13 protein-coding genes are annotated in these 15243 nt (G+C 62.4%); 3 read left to right on the forward strand and 10 right to left on the reverse strand.

Translation table 11 applies throughout. The annotated features are described in order from the left end of the window. Positions 1–17: 17 nt before the first annotated feature. Together QE494_RS12855 and QE494_RS12860 are read right to left on the reverse strand one after the other, a co-directional pair. Positions 18–1196, reverse strand: coding sequence for an isovaleryl-CoA dehydrogenase (locus QE494_RS12855; RefSeq protein ID WP_300043831.1), 1179 nt, complete (start codon positions 1194–1196; stop codon positions 18–20). A 69-nt stretch (positions 1197–1265) separates the two neighbouring features. Further along, a complete protein-coding gene (locus tag QE494_RS12860; protein WP_300043832.1) occupies positions 1266–1697 on the reverse strand; it encodes a MerR family DNA-binding transcriptional regulator in 432 nt (143 codons plus the stop codon). Positions 1698–1813: 116 nt separating this feature from the next. On the opposite strand from QE494_RS12860, the gene QE494_RS12865 reads away from it, so the two are divergent. Beyond that, a complete protein-coding gene (locus tag QE494_RS12865; protein ID WP_300043833.1) occupies positions 1814–2887 on the forward strand; it encodes an MBL fold metallo-hydrolase in 1074 nt (357 codons plus the stop codon). Positions 2888–2908: 21 nt separating this feature from the next. On the opposite strand, the gene QE494_RS12870 is transcribed toward QE494_RS12865, so the two are convergent. From QE494_RS12870 to QE494_RS12905, 8 genes are all read right to left on the reverse strand, one after another. After that, positions 2909–3832, reverse strand: a complete 924-nt coding sequence (locus QE494_RS12870) for a M48 family metallopeptidase (RefSeq protein ID WP_300043843.1) — start codon at positions 3830–3832, stop codon at positions 2909–2911. Beyond that, complete coding sequence (locus QE494_RS12875; protein ID WP_300043844.1) at positions 3804–4586, reverse strand: 1-acyl-sn-glycerol-3-phosphate acyltransferase; 783 nt, start codon at positions 4584–4586, stop codon at positions 3804–3806. The genes QE494_RS12870 and QE494_RS12875 overlap by 29 nt, the downstream gene beginning before the upstream one ends. A gap of 31 nt (positions 4587–4617) precedes the next feature. Further along, the gene (gene gmhB, locus QE494_RS12880) at positions 4618–5178 is read right to left on the reverse strand and encodes a D-glycero-beta-D-manno-heptose 1,7-bisphosphate 7-phosphatase (RefSeq protein ID WP_300043834.1); all 561 of its coding nucleotides are present in this window, start codon (positions 5176–5178) and stop codon (positions 4618–4620) included. Between the two features lie 19 nt (positions 5179–5197). Then, the gene (gene glyS, locus QE494_RS12885) at positions 5198–7309 is read right to left on the reverse strand and encodes a glycine--tRNA ligase subunit beta (protein ID WP_300043836.1); all 2112 of its coding nucleotides are present in this window, start codon (positions 7307–7309) and stop codon (positions 5198–5200) included. A gap of 4 nt (positions 7310–7313) precedes the next feature. Beyond that, positions 7314–8219 (reverse strand): glycine--tRNA ligase subunit alpha, encoded by a 906-nt coding sequence (gene glyQ / locus QE494_RS12890; protein WP_300043837.1) that lies wholly within the window; start codon positions 8217–8219, stop codon positions 7314–7316. Positions 8220–8240: 21 nt separating this feature from the next. After that, entirely contained in the window at positions 8241–9890 is a 1650-nt protein-coding gene (gene lnt, locus QE494_RS12895) for an apolipoprotein N-acyltransferase (RefSeq protein WP_300043838.1), read from the reverse strand. A gap of 25 nt (positions 9891–9915) precedes the next feature. After that, positions 9916–10803: an HlyC/CorC family transporter gene (locus QE494_RS12900; protein ID WP_300043839.1), complete on the reverse strand. Its 888-nt coding sequence runs from the start codon at positions 10801–10803 to the stop codon at positions 9916–9918. 517 nt (positions 10804–11320) lie between these two features. Then, positions 11321–12286: a triacylglycerol lipase gene (locus QE494_RS12905; protein WP_300043840.1), complete on the reverse strand. Its 966-nt coding sequence runs from the start codon at positions 12284–12286 to the stop codon at positions 11321–11323. 125 nt (positions 12287–12411) lie between these two features. Between QE494_RS12905 and QE494_RS12910 the strand changes: the two genes are divergently transcribed. Continuing rightward, positions 12412–14106, forward strand: a complete 1695-nt coding sequence (locus tag QE494_RS12910; protein WP_300043841.1) for an AMP-binding protein — start codon at positions 12412–12414, stop codon at positions 14104–14106. 8 nt (positions 14107–14114) lie between these two features. Next, on the forward strand, positions 14115–15023 hold the full coding sequence (locus QE494_RS12915) for an MBL fold metallo-hydrolase (RefSeq protein ID WP_300043842.1): 909 nt from the start codon (positions 14115–14117) through the stop codon (positions 15021–15023). Positions 15024–15243: the final 220 nt, after the last annotated feature.

The following is a 15243-nucleotide window of genomic DNA, read 5'->3' on the forward strand; positions in this document are numbered from 1 at the left end:
TGCGAGCGCTGGCGTGTTTACAGGGTCTCCGCGAACAGCTCGCGGCCGATCAGCATGCGCCTGATCTCGCTGGTGCCGGCACCAATCTCGTAGAGCTTGGCATCGCGCCACAGGCGCCCCAGCGGATAGTCGTTGATGTAGCCGTTGCCACCGAAGATCTGAACGCCCTCGCCGGCCATCCAGGTGGCTTTCTCGGCGCACCAGAGGATGACCGAGGCGCAGTCCTTGCGCACCTGCCGGACATGCTCAGTGCCGAGCATGTCGAGGTTCTTGCCGACGGTGTAGCAAAAGGCCCTGCCGGCCTGTAGCACCGTGTACATGTCGGCGACCTTGCCCTGGATCAGCTGGAACTCGCCGATGCTCTGGCCAAACTGCTTGCGGTCGTGGATGTAAGGCACCACGTTGTCCATCACCGATTGCATGATGCCAATTGGGCCCGCGGCCAGCACCGCACGCTCGTAGTCCAGGCCCGACATCAGCACCTTGGCGCCGCCGTTGACGGCGCCAAGGATGTTGGCTGCCGGCACTTCGACGTTGTGGAACACCAGCTCGCCGGTGTGGCTGCCACGCATGCCCAGCTTGTCGAGCTTTTGCGCGATGGAAAAGCCCTTCATGCCTTTTTCGATCAGGAAGGCGGTGACGCCACGGGCGCCCATCTCGGGCTCCGTCTTGGCGTAGACCACCAGGGTGTCGGCGTCGGGGCCGTTGGTGATCCACATCTTGTTGCCGTTGAGGAGGTAATAGCCTCCCTTGTCTTCGGCCCGGAGCTTCATCGAGATGACGTCAGAGCCAGCGCCTGGCTCGCTCATGGCCAGTGCGCCCACATGCTCGCCGGAGATCAGCTTGGGCAGGTACTTGTCTTTTTGCGCCTGGGTGCCGTTGCGCTTGATCTGGTTGACGCAGAGGTTGGAGTGCGCGCCGTAGGACAGGCCCACCGAGGCGGAGGCCCGGGAAATTTCCTCCATGGCTACCATGTGCGCCAGGTAACCCATGTTGGCGCCACCCCACTCCTCGGAGACGGTGATGCCTAGCACGCCCAGCGCGCCCATCTTGCGCCAAAGGTCCATGGGGAACTGGTCTGTGCGGTCGATTTGCGCTGCGCGCGGGGCAATTTCAGCTTGGGCGAACTCTCGAATAGCGTCGCGCAGGGCGTCAATGTCCTCGCCAAGCTGGAAATTGAGACCGGGCATGTTCATGGCTGTCTCCGGGAGGGGTTTGTGATGAAGGCGGAGACTTGGAGGTCAGAGGGTGACATGGAAAGCCCGTTAGGTGGCCAAGGCCCCCCCCTTGGCACCTCGGCCTACAGGTTCTGTCCTCGCCAGCAGCGCTCGCGCCTCTTTTTCATGGGTGCGGACTTCATCCAGATTGGCCTGCAGATCGGCCAGCTGGTCCTCGAGTTGGCGCCGGTGAAGCGCCAGAATATCGAGGAACTTGCGCAGCTGCGGGCCGGTGTCGCGCGGCGAGTCATACATGTCGATCAGTTCCCGAGCCTCGGAAAGCGACAGGCCCAGGCGCTTGGCACGCAGCGTGAGCTTGAGCCGCGTCCGGTCACGTGCGCTGTAGAGGCGGGTGCGTCCGCCTGGCCCGGCGCGCTGTGGCTGGAGCAGCCCCATGTCCTCATAGAAGCGGATGGCCCGCGTGGTGAGGTCGAATTCCTTTGCCAGGTCGCTGATCGAGAAGGTCTGGGAAGTGGCCATGGGTGTATGACATGCGACAGCGCCTTGCGAGGCACGTGCCTAGAATGGACGATTACATATGACGTTTACGTCAACGTCAACGGAATTCTGCCTGAGACGGTCTTCACTCTCACACCATGAACCCACAGGAAAGCGCCCTCCACTACCCTCTGGGGGACGATATGCCGGCAGCCGGCTCGACCCGGGAGCTCGCGCCCGGCGTGCGCTGGATCCGGATGTCCTTGCCGTTCACGCTGGACCACATCAACCTGTGGCTGCTGAGGGACCAGTTGGACGGCCGCGAGGGCTGGACGATCGTCGACTGCGGCATTGACCGGCCCGAAACCCGACAACAGTGGGAGTCCGTGTTCGCCAACGAGTTGCAGGGACTGCCTGTCCTGCGGGTGATCGTGACCCACATGCACCCGGACCATGTGGGGCTGGCGCACTGGATATGCGAACGCTGGAGTGACGCCGACCACGAATGCCGCCTCTGGATGAGTGGCACAGAGTTCCTCGTGGCCCGAGTCGGCTGCGATCGCGTCAACGGATTTGGCGGCGAGCCGCTGCTGCGCTTCCTTGCCGCGCATGGCCTGACAGACCCGGAGAAACAGCAGGCTTTGCGAGAGCGCCCCCCCTACTTCACCAGCCTGGTTCCAGCGCTGCCGCGCACCTTCCGCCGGCTTGCAGAAGGCGACTCCCTCCAAATCGGCGGCCGCAACTGGCGGTGCATCAGCGGACGTGGTCATTCACCGGAGCACATTGCACTGTATTGCGAGAGCTTGGGTGTACTGATCGCCGGCGACATGGTGCTGCCCCGGATTTCCACCAATGTGAGCGTTCACGAAGACGAACCCGAGGCCGACCCCTTGCGCCACTTCCTGGCGTCCATCGACAAGTACCTGCCGTTGTCGCCGCAGACCCTGGTGTTGCCCTCGCATGGCAAGCCGTTCGTTGGCCTGCATCCCCGCATCGGGCAGCTGCACGCACACCACGATGATCGGCTGGCCGAAGTCATGGCCGTCTGTCGCGAGTCACCCCAATCGGCAGCCGACCTGCTGCCGCTGATGTTCAAGCGCGCCCTTGATGTCAACCAGATGCCGATCGCCATGGGCGAGGCGCTCGCCCACCTGAACCTGCTCTGGCACGAGGGCCGTCTTCTGCGCGAGTTCGGCACAGACCGGATCTGGCGCTTTCGCGCGGCGGGCTGATTCAGAGGCGCGGACACCAGCTCACCAGGGCGGCAGCGCGTCGTCCCGCAACTGGCTGCGAAGCACCTGGTAGTCGGGGACAACGGACGCCACCGTGTCCCAGAAGCGCGGGCTGTGATCCATGACCCGTAAATGACTCAACTCGTGAGCGACCACGTAGTCGATCACTGACAGGCGAAAGTGAATCAGACGCCAGTTGAGGCGGATGCCGCCGTCCGCACTGGCTGTGCCCCACCGGGTGCTGGCGCTGCTGAGGCTCAATTTCTTCCAACGCACGCCAAGCAAAGGGGCGTAATGCTCCATGCGTTCGGTGAACACCCGGCTCGCCTGGCGCATCAGCCAAGCCTGAACTGCATCGCGCACCTGGGCGGCGCTCGCGGACTGCGACAGCCCCAGGTGCAGTGTTTGCCGGGTCACACCGGGTAGAGACTCCAGGTCGGTGCGCAACAGACCGCCGCCTGCCGCCCCTTGGCGCGGGTCGAGCACGACGATGACGGGCTCGCCCAGGAACGGGAAAGTTGCACCGTCGCGCCAGTCGATGCGCGCCGTCTCGAGTCGCTCACCACGTTCGCGCATCTCGTCGAGCTTGCGCAGGATCCAGCTGGCCTTGGACTGGATCGCAGCTTCGACCTCGTAGAGCGGCACCCACTTGGGCGCGCTCACGGTCAGGCCCTCTGCGCCGACCACGAATCCGATGTTGCGACGGCGGGCGCGCCTGAATTCGTAGGCCACCTGCGTCGACCCCAGACGGCATTGCCGGTTGGCGCGGGGGTGATCAAAGCTGGCCGGTGAGAGAACCTGGTCCAGGGTGGCGGCAGGTACGGCGGGAGCTAACGGGCCTGCCGAGTTGGAAGGGCCTGACAGCAAGCCCTTCGCTGGCAAAGCTGGCTCCGCGCGTGCCGGCGGATCCAAAAAATCAAGCGCCAGCTGCAGGAACTTGTTCATCAGCGGCTGGCGCGGACGGCGCAACATAGGCCTCGGGGTCGAGCCGGCGCATCTCGGCTTCGATCCAGCCTTCCACCTCGCGCAGCAGATCATCCGGGTCGCGCCCCACAGTCGGAATGGGGCGACCAATCGACACATCCACCGTCCCTGGGCGCTTGATAAACGCCTTGCGCGGCCAGACCTTGCCCGAAGTGACGGCGATCGGGATCACGGGCGCACCCGTCGCCACGGCGAGCCGGGTGCCGCCGCTCTTGTAATTGCCACTGACGCCGCGCTGGGTGCGCGTGCCCTCGGGGAACATGATGACCCACACCCCCTGCGAGAGCAGGCGTCTGCCCTGGTCAACCACCCTGGTGAAGGCGGCTGCGCGCTGGCTGCGGTCGATATGCACCATGTCCAGGCGAGCCATGGCCCAACCGAAAAAAGGCACATGCAGCAGCTCTCTCTTGAAGACGTAAGCCAGCGGGTGCGGCATCAGCGTTGGCAGGAGAAAAGTCTCGAGGGCAGACTGGTGCTTCGCCAGGAGGACGGCCGCACTGGTATTGCCGTCTGGCAAGTTCTCCATCCCGATGACATTCACCCGTATGCCCAGGATCCAGCGCGCACCCCAAATCACCATGCGCAACCAGACCACGGCGAACCAGTAAAGGGGAGCGCCCCGGATAACCACCGACAGCAAGATGACTGCCGTCCCCCACGGCATCAAGGTGATCACCAACCACAGCATGTGCAGGACAGATCGAAGCAAGTTCAGCATGACGTGGGGTGCGGGGACTGCGGCCGCCTCAACGTGAGGAGGCTGAACGATTGATCAGGTACTCGGCAAAAGCGGCCAGGCCCTCGTGCGTCCGGGTTCCTACAGGGAAGGTCTCAGGCAGGGCGCGTTGCCGGTAGACGCTCCCCTTGCCGGTGAGTACCAGGTGGGGCTCGCAGCCCGCAGCGGCGCCCGCCTGAAGGTCACGCGCGCTGTCACCAACGGCCGGAACGCCGGCGAGGTCGACGCCAAAACGCTCACCGATCTGCTGGAACAAACCGGGGGCCGGCTTGCGACAGCCACATTGGTCTTCAGGAGCATGAGGGCAGAAAAAAACCGCATCAATCCGTCCACCCAAGGTTGCCAGCTGCTTGTGCATTTTGGCGTGCATGGCATTGAGCGCAGCGACGTCGAACAAGCCACGTCCGAGCCCCGCCTGGTTAGAGGCGACTGCGACGTGCCAGCCCGCATGGTTCAAGCGCGCAATGGCCTCAAGCGCGCCAGGAAGCGGCACCCATTCATCCGCGGACTTCACGTACTCGTCGCTGTCGACGTTGATCGTTCCGTCGCGGTCAAGAATGACGAGTTTCATGCGCTTGCTATCCCTGCGCTCAGGCCGCGAGGCGCGACAAGTCGGCGACCTGGTTCATCGCCTTGTGCAAGGTGGCCAGCAGCCCCAGGCGGTTCAGCCGCAGGTCTATGGCATCAGCGTTGACCATCACGCCGTCAAAAAAGGCATCCACGGGCGCGCGCAGGGCGGCCAGCATCTGCAGCGAGCCTGTGTAGTCGCCAGCATCGAAACGCGCCTGGGCCTTGGGCGCCAGTTCGACCATCGCGGCGTGCAGCGCCTTCTCGGCGGGCTCCTGCAGCAGGCCCGCACTCACATGGGCATCCACCGGACCGTCGGCCTTCTTGAGAATATTGCCAATGCGCTTGTTGGCCGCGGCCAGGGCTGGCGCTTCAGGAAGGGCAGCAAAGGCCCGCACCGCGGCCAGGCGCTTGGCAACGTCTCCCAACTGCTGGGGTTGCAGCGCCAGCACCGCGTCGACCTCCTGGGCTGAGTAGCCCTGCTCGCGCAGCAAGCCGGCAAGGCGCTCGTAGAAGAAGTTAGACAGCTGCGCGCCCGTCTCCGCGCCGGCCTGGGGGAACAGCGCCACAGCCTGCGTGAGCAGCTCTCCCAGGGGCAGGGGCAGGTCGCGCTCCATCAGCATGCGCACCACGCCCAAGGCATGCCGGCGCAGTGCGAACGGGTCCTTGTCTCCGGTGGGCAGCTGACCGATGGCGAACAGGCCCGCCAAGGTCTCCAACTTGTCCGCCAGCGCCACCACCAGGCCCACTAGGCCGCGCGGCAAGCTGTCGCCGGCAAAGCGCGGCTTGTAGTGATCTTCGATCGCATCCGCCACCTCTGGGGCCAGGCCATCGGCCTGAGCGTAGTAGCGCCCCATGGTCCCTTGCAGCTCAGGGAACTCGCCAACCATGTCGGTGAGCAGGTCGGCCTTGGCCAGCCGGGCAGCCTCTTCGGCAGGTTGGACGAGCGCGGCGCCGCCCAGGCGTGCGGCGATCGCCACCGCAAGCTGGCGCACGCGCTCACTGCGTTCGCCCTGGGTCCCTAGCTTGTTGTGATAGACCACCTTGGCCAAACCCTCGACGCGTGCAGAGAGCGGGCGCTTGCGGTCTTGGTCGAAGAAGAACTTGGCGTCGGCCAGGCGCGGACGCACCACCCGCTCGTTGCCGCCGATAACGGCGCTGGCGTCCTGCGGGCGAATGTTGCTCACCACAAGGAAGCGATGGGTCAGGCGCCCCTGCGGGTCCAGCAGGGGAAAGTACTTTTGGTTCGCCTTCATCGTGAGAATCAGGCACTCCTGCGGCACTTCGAGGAACTGCGGCTCGAACTCGCAGACCAGCACGTTGGGCCGCTCGACCAGGCCAGTGACCTCGTCGAGAAGCGCCTCGTCCTCAATCGGGCGGGCGCCGCCGCCCACACGGGCCGCGGCCTCGGCCAGCTGGCGGGTGATCTCGGCGCGCCGGGCCTCGAAGCTGGCGATCACCGCGCCTTCGCGCTCAAGGGTGTCGCCGTAGGCGTCGGCATTCGCGATTGTCACCACCGCCTGGGCGGCCTCGAAGCGGTGCCCCTGAGTCGTCCTGCCTGCCTGAAGGCCCAGTGCCTCGACAGGGACGATCTGGTCTCCGTGCAGGGCAACGAGGGAATGGGCGGGACGAACGAACTTCACGTCGGTCCACCCGTCGGCCAGCTGATAGGTCATGACCTTAGGGATAGGCAGCTTGGCGATGGCCTCGGACAGCGCCTTCTGCAGCCCCTCGGCCAGGGTGGCGCCACGCTGCGTGCTCTCATAAAACAAGGCCTCGGCCTTGCCATCGGGCGCACGCTTGAGGCCAGGGACGGCGCTCGCATCGGCCCCGAGTGCCTGGAGCTTCTTCAGCAGGGCTGGGGTAGGCTGTCCGGCGGCATCCAATGCCACCGTGACCGGCATCAGTTTCTGCGATACCGCTTTGTCAGCGGCTTGGCTTGCGACGGAAGTGATATGCGCGGACAGTCGCCGCGGAGAGGCGAAAGAAGTCAGATGGGCATCGCCAGGGGCCAACCCCTGGGCTTGAAGCTGCTCCAGCAGCACGCCGGAAAAGGCATGACCCAGCTTCTTCAGGGCCTTGGGCGGGAGCTCCTCGACGAACAGTTCGACGAGCAGAGGGGCGCAATTCGTCATGGGCTCAGGCCGCCTTCTTGGTCATTTCGGCCACCCACTCGGGCGGGGCCATGGGGAAGCCCAGGCGCTCGCGGCTCTCGTAGTAGCTCTGGGCTACGCTGCGGGCCAGATTGCGAATGCGACCGATGTAGGCAGCGCGTTCGGTCACGCTGATGGCGCCGCGCGCGTCCAGCAGGTTGAAACTGTGGGCCGCCTTGAGCACCTGCTCGTAGGCGGGCAGGGCCAGTTGCTGCTCCATCAGATGCTTGGCCTGCTTTTCGTGGGCATTGAATGCAATGAAGAGGAAGTCGGCGTCACTGTGCTCGAAGTTGTAGGCCGACTGCTCCTTCTCGTTTTGCAGGTACACGTCGCCGTAGCTCAGGGTGTCGGTCCACTTCAGGTTGTAGACGTTGTCCACGCCCTGCAGGTACATGGCCAGTCGCTCCAGGCCATAGGTGATCTCACCGGTGATCGGTTTGCAGTCAATACCACCGACCTGCTGGAAGTAAGTGAACTGCGTCACCTCCATCCCGTTGAGCCAGACCTCCCAACCCAGGCCCCAGGCGCCCAGGGTCGGGTTCTCCCAGTCATCCTCAACGAAGCGGATGTCGTTCTTTTTCAGGTCGAAGCCCAGGGCCTCTAGAGACCCGAGATACAGCGCCAGAATGTTCGCCGGCGCAGGCTTGAGCACCACTTGGTACTGGTAATAGTGCTGCAGGCGGTTGGGGTTCTCTCCGTAGCGGCCGTCCTTAGGGCGACGACTGGGCTGAACGTACGCGGCCTTCCAGGGTTCCGGACCCAATGCACGCAGGAAGGTGGCGGTGTGCGAGGTGCCTGCGCCAACCTCCATGTCATAGGGCTGCAACAGGGCGCAACCCTGTGCATCCCAATAAGACTGCAGCTTCAGGATGATTTGCTGAAAGGTGAGCATCGCCCGATTTTACGGGCCTGTTCAGCCTGGGGTCCGTCCCCGGCCTCGCTCGGAAAAGCCCGCAAAAGCCAGCAATACCAGGCCAAGCAGCCAAAGGGGCGCCAAGCCCCAGGCTCCGGCCCAGCGAGCAAACGCGGTGATGCCGCGGCGACCCTCCACCTCGCCTTCGAGAACGCCCCGTGTCAAACGGGGAAGGCGGGCGGTCACTCGCCCCTGGTGGTCGATGATGGCTGTGGCTCCGGTGTTGGTCGCTCGAAGCATGGGACGGTGCAATTCGAGGGCACGCATGCGACTGATCTGAAGGTGCTGATCGATCGCGACAGAGTCTCCGAACCAGGCAATATTGCTCACATTCACCAGGATCGTGGGAGCCTCCTCCGCAATAGCAAAGCGGGCCGCCAATTGCTCGCCAAAGAGATCTTCATAACAAATGTTGGGGGCCAGGCGCTGTCCCTGCCACTGGAAGGAGGGCTGGGATAGGACGCCGCGCCTGAAGTCTCCCAAGGGAATATCCATCAGCTCGGTGAACCAGCGAAACAATGGGGGAATGAATTCGCCGAAGGGCACCAAATGGTGCTTGTCATACCGGTAGGCATCAGCGCGGGGCCGCAGGCCGATGACAGAGTTGGTATAGCCCTCCCGATCTCCTCCCAGCGGAATTCCCAGCATCAAGGCGCGATGGCCGGTACGAAATTGTTCGGCAATTTCATCCAGGTAACCGGCTGGCAGGTCCCTCGGAAGGAGCGGTATAGCCGTCTCGGGGGCGATCACCAGTTGCGCGCTGCTGCCGACCATCTGCCTGCCATACCAGTCCAGCGCCAGCGGGATGCCGCTGCCTGGGCGAAACTTTTCGTCCTGCGCGATGTTCCCCTGCAAAAGGGCAACCCGCAGGGGTGGCGCCGCCTGAGACACCTGAGGGGCCAGCGCTTGGTCGCCGGCGGGCGCCAGCCACAGAGCTCCAAGTAGGGTCACCAGGGCCCCTAGGGGAAGCCACAACCAATGGCCCTGGGCAGGGGCCCTGCGCACTAGATCGGCCGTCGGAGGATCGAAACTGGAACGAGGCGCAGTCAGGAACTGAGCGAGAGCAGCGGCAGCCAGGGCCGCAACAAATCCGATCCCGTAGACACCCACCCAGGGCGCGAGTACCACCAACGGTCCGTCCACATGCGCGTATCCGCCCGCGCCCCAAGGGAAACCGGTCAGCCATTGCCCGCGGGCTAGCTCTGCTAGCAGCCACGCCGCGGCGAAGACCAGTGGCAAACGCCAGACTACTGCTCGGGGTCGGGCCGAGCCGCCAATTTGGACGGAAACCCCGAGACGCCAGGCCAAGGCGGTTGCTATTGCGTAATAAAGGGCGAGACTGCCCGCCAGAGCCAGTACGGAAGCTACTGCCAGCGGCGCGGGCAGGTTGCCATAGACATGCAGCGAGGTGAAGAGCCACCACCAGCTGCCGGCCAACCAGGCAAGCGCAAAGGCGAAGCCCAGAGCGGCTGCCTCGCGAAGATGCCGCGAACGAGCCACCAGGGCAACGAGTACAACAAGTGAGGCCAGTTGCAGCCACCAGGCCGGCTCACCGGTCCAGGGGATCAGAATCGAAAGGGCCTGCAAGCCCCCGGCGAGCAGCGCCAGAAGTCCTCGGGTCCAGGCCTGGGCGAGAAGGCCGTGCGCCATGCCACCTTTCACGATGGCAGAACCATCAAGAACGCGCCTCCTCAGGGCTCGCTGGTGAAACCTTGAACCAGCGCACCGCGCCCCCCTTGGTGTGAAGCACCACAAATTCCAAGCCGGCCAGGCCATGCCGCTCGCCACGTTTGGGGACGTGCCCCATGTCGTGGGCGATGAGGCCCCCGATCGTGTCGAACCGGGGTTCTGCCTCGTCGATCTCGGCGGGAATCAGCCTCACGCCGAAAGCCTCCTCGACCCGCTCAATGCTCGTGTCGCCGCTGACACGAAATGTCTGGTCCGCCAGGCTGAAGATGTCTCCTGCGTCTTCGGCCTCATCAAATTCATCTTCGATTTCGCCAACGATTTGCTCGAGAACATCCTCGATCGTGATCAAACCGGCCGTACGGCCGAATTCGTCGACCACGACAGCCAGATGATTGCGGTTGCCACGAAACTCCCGCAACAGATCATTGAGGCCCTTGCTCTCGGGGATGAAGGCTGCAGGGCGAAGGAGCGCCCGCAAGTTGAGTTCGGGCGCGCGCTGCAACTTGAGTAAGTCCTTGGCGAGGAGGATGCCAATGATGTTTTCGCGGTCGATCTCGTAAACCGGGAATCGTGAGTGCGCCGTGTCGATCACGAGGTGAAGAATTTCCTCGTAAGGGGCGTCAATATCGACCAGATCCATCCGGGGCGCCGCCACCATCACATCGCCTGCGGTGAGATCAGCCATCCGGATCACACCCTCCAGCATGGCCCGGGACTCGGCGCCGATGACCTCGTTGTCCTCGGCGTCCGCAAGGGTTTCGTAGAGATCCGCCTTGGTATCGGGGCCCGGGTGAAGGAATTCAACAAGCCTTTGTAGCAGGGTGCGTTTGTCTTCTTTTTCGGCGAGTTGGCGCGCAGGGTGTGGGTCAGCCACTAGGTGGGGAGCAGGACATGCTGTTGTTGTTGAATGCGTAGGATAGCCCAATCAAGTGTCAGGACGGAGAAGGGGCACCGGTATCCCTCTGGCGACCGGAAGATCAGTGTGATGTCACAGCCCATTCGATGGGATCCCTTTTCCTCCGCCCGGCCTACTGAAGGGTCTTCAAAAAACCTCCAGATCGTCTTGGCCTGTTTCTTGAGTCGGTCATCGGCACCCGCCATTTGGTCCCTAAGCAGGTCGCTAACGCGGGTCTAGAGATTGACAGGCGGTAGGCCCAGATGCTCCGCGGCCTGGCCGCCATCACGCACAAGAACGAACACTCCAAACTGGCCGTAGGTTGAGGCTCTTCGGCTTGGAGAAGAGCGCCAGATGGCGTCTGCCCAATCAACTCGAGGTGACGCAAAAGACGTCGGCTCCCGCGTTTCGGTCATGATCAATCGAGGCTCGCCCTCAAAAAGACTGCATGCCTCCGTGATGCGGATTCCTGCGGCCGCAGTTGCGAGCAAAACAGCTAGGTGCCTTCATCAAGATAGGCCAGTGTGCCCTCGATGACCTCAGGCCATTGAGCCAGTGCCACATGCCCGACACCCTGGACCAGCCGATTGTCTGCGCCGCGAAGGGTGCCAGACGAGGGCGGCATCACGATGTTGTCGGCATTCGAATACCAGCAGGTAAAGCGATGGGGCGGCAAGCCCGCGCTCCCCTCCGCCCAGGAGGCCTGAAGGCCCTCCATCCAGTCGCTGCCCTCCCGCATCTGTCGCCCGTTCGCCGTATGGCTGAAGCGGGCTAGCCATGTGCCGTGATGGGGGCTACCGATCGTCACAACCCGGAAGACAGGATCGTGGCGGTATGCGCCTCCCGCGCGATGCTTCTCAAGCCATGCACGGGCCACCAGTCCGCCCATGCTGTGACAAACGAGCAATGGCGGGAGTCCTGTAGCTGCCTCCACCCGGGAAAGCGCGTGATCCAAAATCGGAACGTAACCGTCGATCGACGAGAAAACGGGCTCGAGATTCACAGCAACGAAGGCCCTGTTCTCGCGCGTCAGGCGTTGCATCCAGTCATTCCAAAACCCACGGTTGCAACAGAAGCCATGCACCAATACGACGCCCCGGCGCCCTCGAATACCTTCGCCCTGCAGCCGATCGGGGATGGCCCGCCAGCGAAAGGGCTGTTGCCAGCAAAACACCCGAAGGTAATGCGCCGATTCAGTGACCCACGCGCTCACCAGCACTGGCCAGCCGGGCAGTGGCACCGGATCCGCCCTGCCCACGCGGCGCAAAAGCAAGAATTCGAGGCCGAGAACGGGAAGAGGAAGCAGAAGCACCGAAAAACCGACTACCCCAGCAAGCCAGGGATGGTCCGGCCAAAGCAGTCCACCCGAAACTGCAGCGACGGCCACCTGGCAAAAAAGCCCCAGGCGCTGGAACCGAGCTACAAGAGACTGTGAGGCCCAGGGGGCCAAGGCGGTGTCCACGGCGAAGACTGAGTGAAGGGGGGTGATGTGTGCGGCCGGCTCTCACTCGCAATTGTGCACGGGGGGTGCGGCACTAGGAGAACCCCGGTAATGCGGTTTCGATCGGATGGTGACAATCCTGCTCCATGCAGCAGACAAATCGTTACTGGCTCAATAGCTACCCGCAGGGCGTTCCGCACGACATTGATCCCGAGAAATTTGGGTCATTGGGCGAGCTACTCGAAGACTCTTTCGTGAGGCACCGCGACCGTCCCTTCTCGGTGTGCATGGAGCGCTGGATGACCTACGGGCAGCTAGACGCCCACTCCAAGGCGTTGGGCGCTTGGCTGCAGTCGAAAGGGCTCCCAGCCGGGAGCCGGGTGGCGATCATGCTGCCCAACATTCCTCAGTTTGCTGTGACCATGGCAGCCGTGCTTCGAGCCGGTTACACCTGCGTGAACGTCAACCCCCTCTACACCTCACGGGAACTCGCGCACCAACTGAAGGACTCTGGCGCAACCGCGATAGTGATACTGGAGAACTTCGGGCACACACTGGAAGAGGTGATTGATCAGACCAGTGTCAAACATGTGGTTGTCGCCTCTATGGGCGATCTACTTGGCTTTTGGTTCGGGCGATGGATCACATTTGCGGTACGCCACCTTGCCCGGATGGTGCCCTCATTCAGGCTCCCCCGCACGGAGGGTCGGACCGTCACGCCGTTCAAGAAGGCCCTCGCTGAAGGCGAAACTCTGGCACTGAAGGCCCTCCCTCAGTCCCTAGACTCGATCGCATTCCTCCAGTACACCGGGGGTACGACGGGTCTGTCGAAGGGCGCTGTCTTGACGCATCGAAATATCGTGGCTGCCATTTTGCAGGCAGAGGCATGGTTCACACCTGCGCTGACCAAAGTTGGCGATGTCCGGCGAATCAACAGCATAGCCGCGCTTCCGCTCTATCACATCTTTGCGCTGACCCTGTGTTTGCTCGCTATTCGCTGGGGATCGCACCTGACTTTGGTACCCAATCCCCGCGATATTGGCAAGTTTATCCAGACCCTGAAGCAGCGGCCCTTTCACATGTTGCCGGCGGTGAACACCCTATTCAACGCCCTCATGCAACACCCCCAATTCAAATCGGTCGACTTCTCACATCTTCGTGTGTCCCAGGCTGGCGGAATGGCCGCGTCCGAAGGGACAGCCAAGCAATGGCAAAAGCTCACGGGCTGCGCCATGGTCGAGGGCTGGGGCATGAGCGAAACCTGTGCGATCGGCACCAACAATCCCGTCACGGCGACTGTGTTCTCGGGAACGATCGGTCTACCACTGCCCGGAATCGATATCGCCATCAAAGACGATGACGGAGCCGACCAAGCACCGGGGCAATCAGGGGAAATCTGCATTCGCGGACCCAACGTCATGACCGGCTACTTCAACCAAGATGCCGAAACTTCCAAGGCCTTCACAGCCGACGGTTTCATGCGGACTGGGGATATCGGCATCATGGATTTGCAGGGCTACGTGAGAATTGTCGATCGAAAGAAGGACATGATTATCGTGAGCGGCTTCAATGTGTTCCCGAATGAGTTGGAGAACGTTATCTCCATGTGCCCTGGAGTTGTTGAGTGCGCAGCGATCGGTGTGGCCGACGCGATGCAAGGGGAATCGATCAAGATCTATGTCGTCAAGGACACGCCTTTATTGACCGAGGAAGATGTGTCGCGGTACTGCAGGGAGAACCTGACCGGGTACAAAGTTCCCAAATACATTGAATTCCGGGACGAACTTCCGAAAAGCAACGTAGGCAAGATCTTGCGCCGTGAGTTGCGCGCCGGAAAGTAGTCAGGCGCATGCTTCCCGACGGTGTCATAGTTTTTGAACGAGGCTGGCTCTCTGCGAATAATGTGCTGCTGACCGGTAACGGTCCGGCCACGCTCATCGACAGCGGCTACTGCTCCCATTCTGGCCAGACGCTGTCTTTGGTGCGCAACGCACTCGGAAAGAGGCCGCTCGAGCGGCTAGTAAACACACACCTTCATTCAGACCATTGCGGTGGGAATTCTCTTTTGCAATCTAGCTTCCCTGGGCTGGAGACTTTCATTCCTCCGGGACATGCAGAGGAGGTGCTGCACTGGGACGAAGTTGCGCTGACCTATGCTCCTACAGGCCAGTCCTGCCCCCAGTTTCTATTTGATCGCACACTTGTGCCCGGGTCTGAGCAGGAGTTGGGCGGGATGATGTGGGAAGTTCATGCCGCGCCGGGCCATGACCCCCATTCCGTAGTCCTTTTCTCACCGCAAGAAGGCATCCTGATCTCTGGGGATGCGCTTTGGGAAAACGGTTTTGGTGTTGTCTTTCCCGAACTTGAGGGCATTCATGCCTTCGACGCCGTTGGCGCCACCCTTGATCTAATCGAGTGTTTGGCCCCGAAGGTGGTCATTCCGGGGCACGGACCGGTCTTCACGAATCTCTCCGGATCGCTCGGCATCGCCCGCAAACGCTTGGATGGCTTTATCCATTCGCCAGCGAAGCACGGGCGTTACGCCGCGAAAGTTCTCCTCAAGTTCAAACTACTTGAGCTTCAGGAAGTTAGCCGACAGGCCCTATGTGCTTGGGCGACAGACGTGACCTATTTCGGCCTTCTGCACGGGCGCTATGGAAATGACCAATCCTTGAGAGAGTGGCTGGATGGCTTGATTGCAGAGCTGGTGGGAACTGGAAGCCTGCGGGTTGATGGGAAACGATTGGTCAACTGCTAAGCGCGCACCGTGCTTTTGGTCCCGCCTGAAGCCATATGTGATTCTGGGCTGTCTGTACTTCAAGTTGCCCGCCACAGCTACCCGAAGCAATAGATACGAGACGTTGGCTACACGGCGATCCACGATTGGTCTGTGAGATAGCCTGTTTGCAAAAGCAAAACCCCCAACAGGGTGAGCTGTTGGGGGTTTTGGGCTGGGATAAGAGCCTGACGATGTCCTA

The sequence above is a fragment of the Ramlibacter sp. genome (assembly GCF_029866045.1).
GTDB lineage: Bacteria > Pseudomonadota > Gammaproteobacteria > Burkholderiales > Burkholderiaceae_C > Ramlibacter.

What these genes read in the sequence shown, in the direction of transcription:
- QE494_RS12855 (WP_300043831.1), bottom strand. Translation starts at nt 1,196, where the DNA reads ATGAACATGCCCGGTCTCAATTTCCAGCTTGGCGAGGACATTGACGCC.
- QE494_RS12860 (WP_300043832.1), bottom strand. Translation starts at nt 1,697, where the DNA reads ATGGCCACTTCCCAGACCTTCTCGATCAGCGACCTGGCAAAGGAATTC.
- QE494_RS12865 (WP_300043833.1), top strand. Translation starts at nt 1,814, where the DNA reads ATGAACCCACAGGAAAGCGCCCTCCACTACCCTCTGGGGGACGATATG.
- QE494_RS12870 (WP_300043843.1), bottom strand. Translation starts at nt 3,832, where the DNA reads ATGAACAAGTTCCTGCAGCTGGCGCTTGATTTTTTGGATCCGCCGGCA.
- gmhB (WP_300043834.1), bottom strand. Translation starts at nt 5,178, where the DNA reads ATGAAACTCGTCATTCTTGACCGCGACGGAACGATCAACGTCGACAGC.
- glyS (WP_300043836.1), bottom strand. Translation starts at nt 7,309, where the DNA reads ATGACGAATTGCGCCCCTCTGCTCGTCGAACTGTTCGTCGAGGAGCTC.
- glyQ (WP_300043837.1), bottom strand. Translation starts at nt 8,219, where the DNA reads ATGCTCACCTTTCAGCAAATCATCCTGAAGCTGCAGTCTTATTGGGAT.
- lnt (WP_300043838.1), bottom strand. Translation starts at nt 9,890, where the DNA reads ATGGCGCACGGCCTTCTCGCCCAGGCCTGGACCCGAGGACTTCTGGCG.
- QE494_RS12910 (WP_300043841.1), top strand. Translation starts at nt 12,412, where the DNA reads ATGCAGCAGACAAATCGTTACTGGCTCAATAGCTACCCGCAGGGCGTT.
- QE494_RS12915 (WP_300043842.1), top strand. Translation starts at nt 14,115, where the DNA reads ATGCTTCCCGACGGTGTCATAGTTTTTGAACGAGGCTGGCTCTCTGCG.